The following is a 12,216-nucleotide window of genomic DNA, read 5'->3' as shown; positions in this document are numbered from 1 at the left end:
CCCCGCTCAATACAGCCCGCCGGTCCCGCTGCCCACCTGCTTGTCCACATCCTGGGCGGCGCCGGATTGCAGTCCGCCGTCGCTGCCCGCCGCCGAATAAGAGTCGGGCGGCGCGGTGCCGGGCTTGAAGGCCTCGAGGATCGAGCCCGCGCCCTTGGAGCGCAGTCCCGAATGCGGATCGACCGTGATCAGCTTGATTCCCGGCGGCACGCGGAAGGGCGCGTCCGGCTTGTCCTTCAGCGCCACCGTCATGAAGTCGCGAAAGATCGGCGCGGCGTAGGTCGCCGCCTGCGCGCTCTTGCCCTCGCCCACGGGACGGGGGCGGTCATAGCCGATATAGACGCCGACGGCGAGGTCCGGCGAGAAGCCGACGAACCAGAGGTCCTTGGCCTCGTTGGTCGTGCCCGTCTTGCCGGCGAGATGCTTGCCCACGGCCTTGATCGACTGGCCGGTGCCGCGCTCGATGACGCCCTCCATGATCGAGGTGATCTGATAGGCGGTCAGCGGGTCGAGCACCTGCTCGCGCTTGTCGATGAGCCTGGGCTCGTTCTGGCCCTCCCATCGGGGCGCGTCGCAGCCGAGGCATTGGCGCTCATCGTGGCGGTAGATCGTATGGCCCCAGCGGTCCTGAATGCGGTCGATCAGCGTCGCCTTCACGCGCTTGCCGCCATTGCAGAGCATGGAATAGGCGGTCACCATGCGCAGCACGGTGGTTTCGCCCGCGCCGAGCGCCATCGGCAGATAGAGCGGCATTTCATCATAGATGCCGAAGCGCTTGGCGTATTCGGCGATGAGCGGCATGCCGACGTCCTTGGCGAGGCGCACCGTCATCATATTCTTGGAGTGCTCGACGCCATAGCGCAGCGGATGCGCGCCGGTGCCATGGGCGCCCTCGAAATTCTCCGGCGTCCAGCTCTCGCCATTGGCCTGCACGATGGTGATCGGCTCGTCGAGGATCGAGGAGGAGGGCGTGTAGCCATTGTCGAGCGCGGTCGCGTAGACGAAGGGCTTGAAGGAGGAGCCCGGCTGGCGCAGCGCCTGAGTCGCGCGGTTGAATTCCGACTGGTCGTAGGAGAAGCCGCCGACCATGGAGAAGACGCGGCCCGTATAGGGATCCATCGCCACCATGGCGCCGGAGATTTCCGGAATCTGCCGCAGCCGGAACTGACCCGGCCGTCCGGCGAGCGGCTCGACATAGATGACGTCGCCCGGCGTCAGCGCGGCGCGCACGCTGCGGCCGGCCCAGCGCATCCCCTCCTGAGCGAGCTGGCCGGTCTCGCGCTCGCGCGCCACTTCGCCGGATTTCTCGCGCGGCGGCTGCAAGCCGATGCGCGCGAAACTGTCGTTCGTCTCCAGCACGACGGCGAGGCGCCAGGGCCTCACATCGCCGAGCGCCGGAATATCGGCGAGCGGCAGGCCCCAGTCATAAGAGATGTCGATATGGCGCATCGGCCCGCGGAAGCCATGCGCCTCGTCGAAGCGCACGAGGCCGTCGGCCAGCGCCTTGCGCGTGACGGCCTGCATCTTCGGGTCGAGCGTCGAGCGCACCGAGAGGCCGCCCTCATAGAGCTTCTTGTCCCCATATTTGTCGAGCAGCTCGCGGCGCACCTCCTCGGCGAAATAGCCGGCGACATAGGTGTTGGGGGAGGTCACGCGCGGATTGACGCCGAGCGGCTCGGTCTTGGCCTTGTCGCCGTCCTTCTGCGAGACGACGCCGTCGGCGACCATGCGGTCGATGACATAGTTGCGGCGCTCGACCGCGCGCTCGCGATGCTGGAAAGGGTGGTAGTTGTTGGGCGCCTTGGGCAGAGCGGCGAGATAGGCGGCCTCCGCGATCGTCAGCTCATAGACGGATTTGTTGAAATAATTCAGCGCCGCGGCGGCGACGCCATAATTGCCGAGGCCGAGATAGATCTCGTTGAGATAGAGCTCGAGGATGCGGTCCTTGGGATAGGCCGCTTCTATGCGGAAGGAGATCAGCGCCTCGCGGATCTTGCGCTCGAAGGAGCGCTCATTGCCGACGAGGAAGTTCTTGGCCACCTGCTGGGTGATCGTCGAAGCGCCCTGCATATGCCGCCCGCCCTGGGCGAGGATCGACACGGCGCGGGCGATGCCCTCGAAGTCGACGCCATTATGCGTGTAGAAATTCTTGTCCTCGGCCGAGATGAAGGCCTGCTTGACGAGCGGCGGAATGGCCGAGCTCGGCAGGAACAGCCGGCGTTCGCGCGAATATTCGGCGAGGATGGAGCCGTCATTGGCGTGGATGCGCGTCGTGACCGGCGGCTCGTAATTGCGCAGCTGCGCCGTGTCCGGAAGATCCTTCGAGAACACATAGACGATTCCCGCCGCCGCCGTCACGCCGATCAGGAAGACGATGGCGCCGGTCGCGAAGAGAAAGCCGAAGAATCGGACGAGCAGCCGCATGAAGGACGATCCTCGAAGAGACGCGTTGCTTTGAAATCTGGCGCGCGCTGCGCCCTTGGCGTCCCGCTTAGAGCATATTTTCCACAGGCGGAACCGAATCGGCCCGCCGCCGCCCATCCTTATCGCCGATTTTATGTTTTATTGTGGGCGAGCGGCCATCGCCTGGGGAGTTGCGCCGGCCTGCGCTTGCTGCTCTCGCGCCTGCTCCTGGCGTTCGTCGAAATAGCGCTCGATCGCCTGCGCCGTGGCCTCGGCGGCGCGCTCGCGCCATTCCGGCGAGACGAGCCGCGAGAGATCGCGCGCGCTCGAGAGATAGCCGAGCTCGAGCAGGACGGACGGAATGTCGAAGGCTTTCAGCACCACGAAGCCGGCCGATCGGCTCGGATTCTTGTTGAGATGGCCGACGGTCCGCCAATAGGCGATCAGCGTGCGGGCGAAGACGCGGCTATAGGCGCGCGTCTCGCGCCGCGTCAGATCGTAGAGAATGTCGCCGACTTCGCCGGCGTCCTCGGATTTCGGCTCGAGCCCGGCGGCGCGGTCGGCGAAATTCTCCTTCTCGGCGATCTTGGCCGCCTCGGCGTCCGAGGCGCGGGCGGAGACGGTGTAGACCGTCGCGCCCTCGACGCTCGCCTCGCCGAGCGTGTCGGCGTGAATCGAGAGAAAAAGCTCGGCGCCCGCCTGGCGCGCGACGCGCACGCGCTCGTCGAGCGCCATGAAGGCGTCCTCATTGCGGGTGAGCGCGACCCGCAGCCTGCCCTGCGTCTCGATCTTCGCCTGGAGCGCGCGGGCGAATTCGAGAACGATCGTCTTCTCCTGCTCGCCATGGGGTCCGGCGGCGCCGACGTCGACGCCGCCATGGCCGGGGTCGATGACGAGCATCGGCTTGCCGCCCTGCGCAGGCGCGGGCGCGGGCGCAGGCTCGGCCGCGGCGGCGCGGGGAGCTGCGGGCGCGAGCCGGGCGGCTTCGGCCGCGAAGCTCGTCGCGTCCGAGGCCGCGAGCTCGACGACGAGACGCGGTTTGTCGAGAGTCGTTTCGCTCTCCGCGCGCATGATCTTGGCGGGCCGGGCGAGATCGATGACGATTCGCGACCGCCCGGGCGCGAGCTGGCCGAAGCGGAAGGACGTCACGAGATCGTCGGCGCCGCGCTTCTCCTTGGGCGGGCGTCCGATCTCCGGGTCGAGGCGGAAGGCCGTCTCCGGCAGATCGACGACGATCCGATAGGGGTCGGCGACAGGAAAGGCGGCCGGTCTGACCTCGGCCGTCGTCTCGAAAACGAGGCGGGCCCTGTCCTTCTGCTGCTCGATTCGCGCGGCGACCGCAGCGACCGGCTCGGCCGGCGGCGCCGGCTCCGTCGCGGCTTGGGCCACGGCTTGGGCCACGGGCTGGGCCACGGCGAGAACGAGGCCGAAAGCGAGCGCCGCCCGCGCAAATCGACCATGAGCCCGCGAGGGCCCGGCCCCCGTCGGTCGCCTGTCGTCCATGTCGAAAATCGCTCCGCTCACGCACTCGCCCGCAATAATATGGCGCGGCTCACGCGTGCGCGCGAGCCGGAAATCTTTCTGGGGATTTCTGGTTAACGCAGCGTTAGGAGCGGCCGCGCCGGCGCCGCGCTGTGGGCGGCGGCGTGTCGAAGCGGCGTTCAACTTGCGGTGTCGCCTTCGAGACATTATGTATGGAAACGTTCCGTGGAAGGGTTCGAAACGCGCCTCGCGCATTTTCGGCGTTCTACGGCGCCGGGAACCGTCTTCAAGACGGGCGGCGCGTTTTTCCGCGGGACGAATTACGTTCGAACGCATGCTTCGCGCGCGGGTTCAGGACGGGCGGGCGCCGCCGTAAGGCGCTGTGACATAAGGTTTTTGTGACGAGCTCATGGCGAAGTCCATGACATGCCGCCGATTCTGGCGCCGCTCCGCTCGAGAGTATCGAGCGCCGGCGGCGTCGATGATTCGGGATGTCCGCCCGAGCCGTCGCCGCTTCGGCTCCCGGCCGGTCTCGCTTCGGCGGCCGTTCGGGTTCCTCGCCCAGTTCCCCGGCGGTCGCGCCGGCTCGCGTATCCGATGTGTCGCAATCGACACCAACTCCCAGAAAACATGCGTCGACGCTTCGACGCTTCGCCGGATCAGGGTCGCAACGTCCCTTCGGGGCCGTTCGCTCGAGACCGCCGGCGTCGCCTCGCGTCACGCCGCAAAGAGTTTCTCATGGCCAACAAAATGCTCATCGACGCCTCCCACCCGGAGGAAACCCGCGTAGTCGTGCTGCGCGGCAATCGCGTTCAGGAATTCGACTTCGAGGCCGCCGACAAGAAGCCGCTGCGCGGCAACATCTATCTCGCCAAGGTCACGCGCGTGGAGCCCTCGCTCCAGGCGGCCTTCGTCGATTACGGCGGCAATCGCCACGGCTTTCTCGCCTTCGCCGAAATTCACCCGGACTATTATCAGATTCCGGTCGCCGACCGGCTCGCTCTGCTCGAGGAGGAGAGCCGCGTCCATCAGCAGGAGGAGGAGGAGCCGCGTCCGCATGGCCGCCGCCGCTCCCGCCGCCGCCATTCGGACGGGGCCGAGAAGCGCGCCCATGCCGATGAGGTGATCTCCGAAAGCGCCGGCGAGGGCGAGGAGCTCTCCGAGGGCGAAGCCGTCTCGGCGGCGCCGGCGGAAGAAAACGCGGTCGTCGAACGCGAGACGTCCGCGCAGGAGGCCCCGGCCGAGGCTGCGCCGGTCGCGGAAGCGGCGTCCGACGCCGAGGCCCCGCCTGCCGCCGAAGTCGAGTCCGCCGCGGTCGAGGCCGTCGCCGAGCCGATCACGGTCGATCCGCAGGGCTACGGCGTCGTCGAGGCCGGGCATCCCGAGGAAGCTCCGGCCGAGCCCGTCGAGCCCGACCACGAGGTCAAGGCGCGTCGTCAGGACGAGCGCGACGAAGAGCACGAGGCCGAGCGCGAGGAGGCCCGTCGCGGCGGCGACGACGAGGATCACGACGAGGAAGAAGAGCACGAGGAAGAGGAAGAGCACGTCGAGCATATCGGCGGCGACGCGATGGAGGAGGTGCCTCACCGCCCGTCGCGTTCGCGGCGTCAATACAAGATCCAGGAGGTGATCAAGCGCCGCCAGGTTCTGCTCGTCCAGGTCGTGAAGGAGGAGCGCGGCAACAAGGGCGCGGCGCTCACCACTTATCTCTCGCTCGCCGGCCGCTATTCCGTGCTGATGCCCAACACCGCGCGCGGCGGCGGCATCTCCCGCAAGATCACCGACGGCGCCGACCGCAAGCGCCTGAAGGAGATCGTGCAGGAGCTCGAGGTGCCGGAGGGCATGGGCGTCATCCTGCGCACGGCCGGCGCGACGCGCACCAAGGCCGAGGTCAAGCGCGACTTCGAATATCTCCTGCGCATGTGGGAGAGCGTGCGCGAGCTCACCCTTCGCTCGAGCGCGCCGACGCTCGTCTATGAGGAAGGCTCGCTCATCAAGCGCGCGATCCGCGATCTCTATGGCCGCGACGTGGACGAGGTCGTCGTCTCCGGCGACGACGCCTATCGCGAGGCCAAGGATTTCATGCGCATGCTCATTCCGAGCCATGCGAAGAACGTCCGTCTCTTTCGCGACCCCAATCCGATCTTCGCCTCCGCCGGAGCGGAGGCGCAGCTCGACGCGCTGTTCTCCAATCAGGTGACGCTGAAGTCCGGCGGCTATCTGGTCATCAATCAGACCGAGGCGCTGGTCGCCATAGACGTGAACTCGGGCCGCTCCACCCGCGAGCACAACATCGAGGACACGGCGCTGCGCACCAATCTCGAGGCGGCCGACGAGGTCGCCCGTCAGCTGCGCCTGCGCGATCTCGCCGGCCTCATCGTCGTCGATTTCATCGACATGGAGGAGGGCCGCAACAATCGCGCCGTCGAGCGCCGCCTGAAGGACGCGCTGAAGAACGACCGCGCCCGCATCCAGGTCGGCCGCATCTCGCATTTCGGCCTGCTCGAAATGTCGCGTCAGCGCATTCGCGCCGGCGTGCTCGAGGGTTCGACCGTTCCCTGCCCGCATTGCGCCGGGGCCGGAACGGTGCGCTCCACCGCTTCCATCGCGCTGCATGTGCTGCGCGTGCTCGAGGACGCGCTCATCAAGAGCGCGGCGCATGACATCATCCTGCGCACCCGCACCGTCGTCGCGCTCTATATTCTCAATCAGAAGCGCGGCCATCTGCAGGCGCTGGAGCGCCGCTTCGGCGTCGCCATAACCGTCTCGGCCGACGACACTCTGACGGGCGCCAATTATCACGCGCTGGAGCGGGGCGAGCCGGCGACGGGCGTCCGCGAGATTCCCGTGCAGCAGCCGCTGCGCGTCGATTCTCTCGCCGCCGATCTCGAGGAAGAGGAGCCGGAGGAGGCCGAGGCCGCAGGGGACGAGGGCGAGATCATCGAGCGTCGCGGCGAAGCGCGGCGCGAGGATCGCGGCGCCCGCGCGCCCGTGTCCGAGGAAGAGGGGGACGGCCAGCCGCGCTCGCGTCGTCGCCGGCGTCGTCGCGGACGCGGCGGCGGACTCGCCGGCGGCGAAGCGCCTGCGCCGGGCGCCGAGCAGCCTTCCGACGAAGGCCTCGCCATGATGGCGGAGATCGACGGCGTGCCCACGGCGCCCGCCAATGAAATTCCGCGGCCGGCGGAACGCGGCAGCCGCGGCGGACGCGGCCGCCGGGCCGGCCGTTGGACGCGCTCCTCGCCGCTGCCGCCCGAGTTTCGCGAGCAGGGCTCCTTCCCGCTCGACGAAGGCGTCGAGGAGACGGCCGTCTCCGCGGCCGAGGCGCATGTCCCGCCTTTCGAGCCGGGCGAGGCTCTCCTCCCTGTCGTCGGCGAGCAGGCCGCGCCCGCTGCTCCGCCGCCGGTGGAGGCGGCCGCGCCGAGCGTCTCCGAGCCGGAGCCGCAGGCTCCGCAGCCCGAGGCCTTTGCGCCCGCGGCGGCGGCTCGCGCGCCGGAGCCTACTCCCGCGCCGATCGCGCATGAGGCCGCCGCGCCGCCGCCGCCGCGCGAGCCGACCGAGACGATCATCACCGAGGCCGATCCGAATCGCCCCAAGAAGGGCGGCTGGTGGCAGCGCGCCAAAGCCTCGATCGGCACCCAGCAGTAACGAAAGAGCGGCAATGACGAAAAAAGGCGGGACGACTTCGAGGTCGTCCCGCCTTTTTCATTCCGTATCGGTCGAGCGCCTGCGCGCGGCATGAGGTGAGCTTGCCGCGACGCAAGGCGATTTCACATCGGAAAATCCGGCGACACTCACGCCTCCGGCGCGCCGAGCCAGGCCGCGAGTCGGTCGAGGCCGAGCATGACGTCGCTCTCTTGCCCGGCGTAGGAGAAGCGCAGCATGCGCGCGCCGCGCGTGCGGTCGAAATCGACGCCGGGCGTCGCGGCGACGCCGGCCTCTTCCAACATGCGCTTGGCCAATGCGGCCGAATCCGCGGCGAAACGGGAGATGTCGGCATAGATGTAGAAGGCGCCGTCCGGCGGCGCGAAATCGGCGAGCCCCAAGCGCGGCAGGCGCTCCAGCAGCAGCGCGCGGCTGCGGGCGTAGCCGGCCTTCACGGCCTCGAGCTCCGCTTTCGCCTCGAAGGCGAAGGGCGCGGCGATCTGCGCCAGCGTCGGCGCGGAAATGGCGAGCGATTGTTGCAGCCGCTCCATCGGCCGCACCAAGGGCTCGGGCGCGACGAGCCAGCCGAGCCGCCAGCCGGTCATGGCGTAATATTTGGAGAAGCTGTTCACGACGACGGCGTTGCGCGAATGGGCGAGCGCCGTCTCGCAGGGCCGCTCATAGGAGAGGCCGTGATAGATTTCGTCGGAGACGAAAAGAATCCCGGCCTCCTCGCAAAAGGCGCAGATATTTTTGAATTCGTCGGAGGGGATCATCGCGCCGGTCGGATTGGCCGGGCTCGCCAGCAGCGCGCCGTCGAGGCGCTTTGCGCGATGCGCCGCCTCGAGCAGCGCCGCCGTCGGCGAATAGCCGGTCTCCGGTCCGACCTCGATCAGCGCGGGCTCGAGACCGAGCGAAGCGAGGATATTGGCGTAGGCCGGATAGCCCGGCGCCGTCATGGCGATGCGCGCGCCCGGATCGAATCCGGCGAGAAAGGCGAGCAGAAAGGCCCCGGAAGAGCCGGTGGTGACGATGACGCGCTCGGCTGAGACGTCGACGCCATAGGCCTCGCCGTAATGGCGCGCGATGCGCTGGCGCAGGGCTGGCCGCCCGAGCGCTTCCGCATAGCCGATGACGCCCTGCGAAAGCGCGCGCGCCGCCGCCTCGCGCACGGCGAGCGGGGCGGGCGCGCCGGGCTCGCCGAGCTCCATATGGACGATATGTCGGCCCTGACGCTCGAGCGCGCGCGTCTCGCTCAGAACGTCCATGGCGAGGAAAGGCGCGATGGCGCTGCGCTTCGAAGGAAGGGGCGGGATCATCGCGGGATTATAGCAAGCCTACCCGGCGGGAGCGAAATCGGGATCGTCGCCCCGGAGCGGACGGTCCCGCCGCCGCCATGGACGCTCGCTTCCCGGCCTGTGCGCAGAGGCGCACGAACGCGCGTCGCTCGACGCGATAGGAAAGCATCGTTCGCAGACGCCGCTCAAACTCTCGCATCTCGTTCTCTCGCACCTCGCTCAAAACGTCCATGACGAGGGAGGGGGCGACGGCGCAGCAGCGCGAGAGGCAAGGCGGAGTCGTCGCAACATGTATAGAAGGGAGGCTGGCGAGAAACGAAATCAATGCTCTGGCATTTTGTCAACAATTCGCGACAATTGCGCAAGCAGTTGACACAATGCGCAAAAATTTTTTCGTTGATTTTGAAGTTGCAAAAGAGATAAGATGATCGGTATATTCGTTTAAGATGAAGTTTGGATTTGGTTCAATGGCGGACGAAACGACCTTTTCCGATAACGTATGTTTGGCTGCTACGACGCTCGTCGGCGCGTTCGTCGGAGCCTACTCTCGTTCAGTATTGGGTATTATACTTGTCGCCGGGGCAGGGTTTTATCTTGGGGAAGGCGGTCATTTGCAAGAATGAAGGCGTAAGGCAGTTTTTTCGAGACCATACGGATTTCGAAATGAAGATGTCCACCGCATTGGCCGACAAAAGTCTCATATCAAAGCTGGCGGAGATGCTGGTCGAGCAAAAATACGCCAAGGATAAAGAAACGGCCATTGTGATGATCGGCCATGTTGTACAAGAGCTACATAAAGATCCTAAGAAGTATTTCAATTCCTATAAGCAGTCTCAAAAACTGGACACAAAAGCGGTTCATGGCGTCAGCATCATGAACAATATTTCGTCTTCATCAGTCCATACGGCGAAGGCCACTAGCGCCTAGCCTGCCTCTGCCGGATCCCGCGCCGTTATTCGCTATTCCCGCGCCGTCGCGCCCGCGCCGAGCTCCCTCTCGTCCAGCGCCACCGATTTCACCAGCGTGAAAATCGCGGAGCCGACGGTCAGATTCATCGCGTCGACCGAGAGCCGCGTCGCCGCGGAGACGAGCCGCTCGCCGCCGATCAGCTCGATATGCACGAAAGCGAGCGGTCCGTCGTCCTCGTCGATCGCGACGATCTTTCCCTCGAGCGCGGTGCGGATGCTGATGTCGGCCGGCTTGCGGTGGGACAGAGCCACATCGGTCGCATTGATGAGCGCCCGCACCTTGCGCTCGCCGTTCGTGACATGGGCGGCGACCACGATCTCGCCGGCCGGATGGTCGAGCCGCGTCACGCCATAGCGCGCGTCGAAGGCCCCGACCTGCGCCTCCAGCGCGCTCACCACCGAGAAACGGCCCCCTTCGGTGATCCGGCTCGCGGCGGCGAGAGTCTCGGAGGGCAGGCCCTGCGCGACGATACGGCCGCGATCGAGCGAGACGACTTCATCGGCGAGGCGCAATATCTCATCCGCCGCGTGAGACACGAGCAGGATGGGGATGGAGAATTCGTCGCGCAGCCGCTCGATCAGCGTCATGATCTCCTGGCGCCGGTCATAGTCCAGCGAGGCCATGGGCTCGTCCATGACGAGGAGGCGCGGCGAGCAGAGCAGGGCGCGGGCGAGGCCGACGCGCTGGCGCTCGCCGCCCGAGAGCGCCCCGGCGCGGCGGCGCAGCAGATGGCCGACGCCGAGCGTCTCCACCACCGCGTCGAAGGGCACGCGGCGCTCCGCCTTCGGCGTGAAGAAGCGGCCGAACAGAATATTCGTCCTCACGTCGAGATGCGGAAACAGCAGCGCGTCCTGGAAGACGAGGCCGATTCGCCGCTTCTCCGGCGGAACATTGAGGCGCTGCGCCGTATCGACGAGCCGCGCGCCATTGATCGCTATGCGGCCCGCGTCCGGCGCGACGAGGCCGGCGACGAGATGGGCGAGAGTCGTCTTGCCGGAGCCCGACGGCCCGTGCAGCGCCAGGATGCGGGCCTTCGATTCGAAAGCGGCCTCGAGCGAGAACTCGCCGCGCTTCAGCGTCACATCGACGGCGATCATCTGCCGGCCCTCGTGGCGTCGGCGCGCTTCTGGAGGATTTCCGAGACGACGAGCGCGGTGATGGCGATCGCCGCCGACACGGCCGCGAGCCGCAGCGCGTCGGCGTCGCCCTCCGGCGTCTGGGTGAGGCTGTAGATGGCGGAGGGAATCGTCCGCGTCTCGCCGGGAATGTTGGAGACGAAGGTGATCGTCGCGCCGAATTCGCCGAGCGCCTTGGCGAATCCGAGTATCGTGCCGACGATGACGCCGGGCGCGGCGAGCGGCAGAGTGACGAGGAAAAAGGTCCACAGCCGGTTCGCGCCGAGCGAGCGCGCGGCAAGTCCTAAGCGCTCGTCAATGCTCTCGAAGGAGAGGCGGATCGGGCGGATCATCAGCGGAAAGCTCATCACCGCGGCGGCGAGCGCGGCGCCGGTCCAGCGGAACGCGAAGACGATGCCGAAATGATCCGCGAGAAAGGCCCCGAGCGGCGCCTTGCGGCCGAGCAGCAGCAGCAGGGCGAAGCCGGTGACGACCGGCGGCATGACGAGCGGCAGATGGATAATCGCGTTCAGCGCCGCATGGCCGGGAAAGCGCCAGCGCGCCAGCGCATAGGCGATGAAGACCGCGACCGGCAGGGAGGCGACGGTCGCGACCCCCGCCACCTTCAGGCTGAGGATGATCGCGGTCAGCTCCGGCGGGGAGAATTCGAGAAAAGGCGCAAGATCGGAGAGCGTCATCTCCGATGCATTACGCCTTCGCTCCCGTTGCGTCGAGCGCTTATATAGCGCCGTTGATCCAGCGCAGCAGCTCGCCCTTGGGCGCGGCGCCCACCTTCTGCGAGGCGGCCTTGCCGTCCTTGAAGATGATCAGCGTCGGAATGGAGCGAATGCCGAGCTGGCCGGCGACATTGGGATTCTCGTCAACGTTGAGCTTGACGATCTTGAGCTTGCCCTCGAGCTCTGTGGCGATCTCCTCGAGCGCCGGGGCGATGGTGCGGCAGGGGCCGCACCATTCGGCCCAGAAATCCACGACGACCGGCCGGTCGGATTTCAGCACCTCGGCTTCGAAGCTCGCATCGGAGACTTTGACGGTCGCGGCAGACATGGCTTTCCTTTCGAATTGAAACTTTGTCGAAAGAGTAGGAACGGCGCGGCGGCGCGTCAAGCCGAGGGCGCCCCTCGTGCGCCCATCGCCGTCTCTCGCGCCGGCGCAGGGCTCCGAATTCAGGTTAACGAGCAGACATGTTTCCAGCGTCATGGCCGCGCTTGTCGCACGGCTGTCCGGCACAAAAATTGGTTGTACAAGCGCATGACATTGATTCTAATCCAGTCCTGAGTTTGGCGACT

The 12,216-nt window shown here is 66.9% G+C and carries 8 protein-coding genes; 2 read left to right on the top strand and 6 right to left on the bottom strand.

The annotated features are described in order from the left end of the window. Nucleotides 1-6 precede the first annotated feature (6 nt). A complete protein-coding gene (locus Mspo_RS10995) occupies nucleotides 7-2,424 on the bottom strand; it encodes a penicillin-binding protein 1A (RefSeq protein ID WP_159729678.1) in 2,418 nt (805 codons plus the stop codon). A gap of 138 nt (nucleotides 2,425-2,562) precedes the next feature. Then, nucleotides 2,563-3,906 carry an N-acetylmuramoyl-L-alanine amidase gene (locus Mspo_RS10990; RefSeq protein WP_159729677.1) on the bottom strand — a complete coding sequence of 448 codons (1,344 nt, stop codon included), beginning with the start codon at nucleotides 3,904-3,906 and terminating at the stop codon, nucleotides 2,563-2,565. A gap of 717 nt (nucleotides 3,907-4,623) precedes the next feature. Here Mspo_RS10990 and Mspo_RS10985 point away from each other — a divergent pair. Continuing rightward, entirely contained in the window at nucleotides 4,624-7,530 is a 2,907-nt protein-coding gene (locus Mspo_RS10985; protein WP_159729676.1) for a ribonuclease E/G, read from the top strand. A 146-nt stretch (nucleotides 7,531-7,676) separates the two neighbouring features. On the opposite strand, the gene Mspo_RS10980 is transcribed toward Mspo_RS10985, so the two are convergent. Continuing rightward, a complete protein-coding gene (locus Mspo_RS10980; RefSeq protein WP_159729675.1) occupies nucleotides 7,677-8,846 on the bottom strand; it encodes a pyridoxal phosphate-dependent aminotransferase in 1,170 nt (389 codons plus the stop codon). A gap of 642 nt (nucleotides 8,847-9,488) precedes the next feature. Between Mspo_RS10980 and Mspo_RS10975 the strand changes: the two genes are divergently transcribed. Then, on the top strand, nucleotides 9,489-9,752 hold the full coding sequence (locus Mspo_RS10975) for a hypothetical protein (RefSeq protein WP_159729674.1): 264 nt from the start codon (nucleotides 9,489-9,491) through the stop codon (nucleotides 9,750-9,752). Nucleotides 9,753-9,784: 32 nt separating this feature from the next. Here Mspo_RS10975 and modC read toward each other — a convergent pair whose 3' ends face one another. The 3 genes from modC to trxA are packed head-to-tail and all read right to left on the bottom strand — an operon-like array spanning nucleotide 9,785 to nucleotide 11,974. Then, a complete protein-coding gene (gene modC, locus Mspo_RS10970) occupies nucleotides 9,785-10,891 on the bottom strand; it encodes a molybdenum ABC transporter ATP-binding protein (protein ID WP_159729673.1) in 1,107 nt (368 codons plus the stop codon). Beyond that, on the bottom strand, nucleotides 10,888-11,607 hold the full coding sequence (modB, locus tag Mspo_RS10965) for a molybdate ABC transporter permease subunit (protein WP_159729672.1): 720 nt from the start codon (nucleotides 11,605-11,607) through the stop codon (nucleotides 10,888-10,890). The genes modC and modB overlap by 4 nt, the downstream gene beginning before the upstream one ends. A 40-nt stretch (nucleotides 11,608-11,647) precedes the next feature. Next, nucleotides 11,648-11,974 carry a thioredoxin gene (trxA, locus tag Mspo_RS10960; protein ID WP_159729671.1) on the bottom strand — a complete coding sequence of 109 codons (327 nt, stop codon included), beginning with the start codon at nucleotides 11,972-11,974 and terminating at the stop codon, nucleotides 11,648-11,650. Between the last annotated feature and the right edge of the window lie 242 nt (nucleotides 11,975-12,216).

Origin of the sequence: Methylosinus sp. Ce-a6 (assembly GCF_009811655.1) — a bacterium.
In the GTDB taxonomy this organism is placed as follows: Bacteria; Pseudomonadota; Alphaproteobacteria; order Rhizobiales; family Beijerinckiaceae; genus Methylosinus.
This window is presented reverse-complemented; position numbering and strand designations above follow the sequence as displayed.

Coding starts and splice junctions, on each gene's coding strand:
- Mspo_RS10990 (WP_159729677.1), bottom strand. CDS start 3,906: ATGGACGACAGGCGACCGACGGGGGCCGGGCCCTCGCGGGCTCATGGT.
- Mspo_RS10985 (WP_159729676.1), top strand. CDS start 4,624: ATGGCCAACAAAATGCTCATCGACGCCTCCCACCCGGAGGAAACCCGC.
- Mspo_RS10995 (WP_159729678.1), bottom strand. CDS start 2,424: ATGCGGCTGCTCGTCCGATTCTTCGGCTTTCTCTTCGCGACCGGCGCC.
- trxA (WP_159729671.1), bottom strand. CDS start 11,974: ATGTCTGCCGCGACCGTCAAAGTCTCCGATGCGAGCTTCGAAGCCGAG.
- Mspo_RS10975 (WP_159729674.1), top strand. CDS start 9,489: ATGAAGATGTCCACCGCATTGGCCGACAAAAGTCTCATATCAAAGCTG.
- modC (WP_159729673.1), bottom strand. CDS start 10,891: ATGATCGCCGTCGATGTGACGCTGAAGCGCGGCGAGTTCTCGCTCGAG.
- modB (WP_159729672.1), bottom strand. CDS start 11,607: ATGACGCTCTCCGATCTTGCGCCTTTTCTCGAATTCTCCCCGCCGGAG.
- Mspo_RS10980 (WP_159729675.1), bottom strand. CDS start 8,846: ATGATCCCGCCCCTTCCTTCGAAGCGCAGCGCCATCGCGCCTTTCCTC.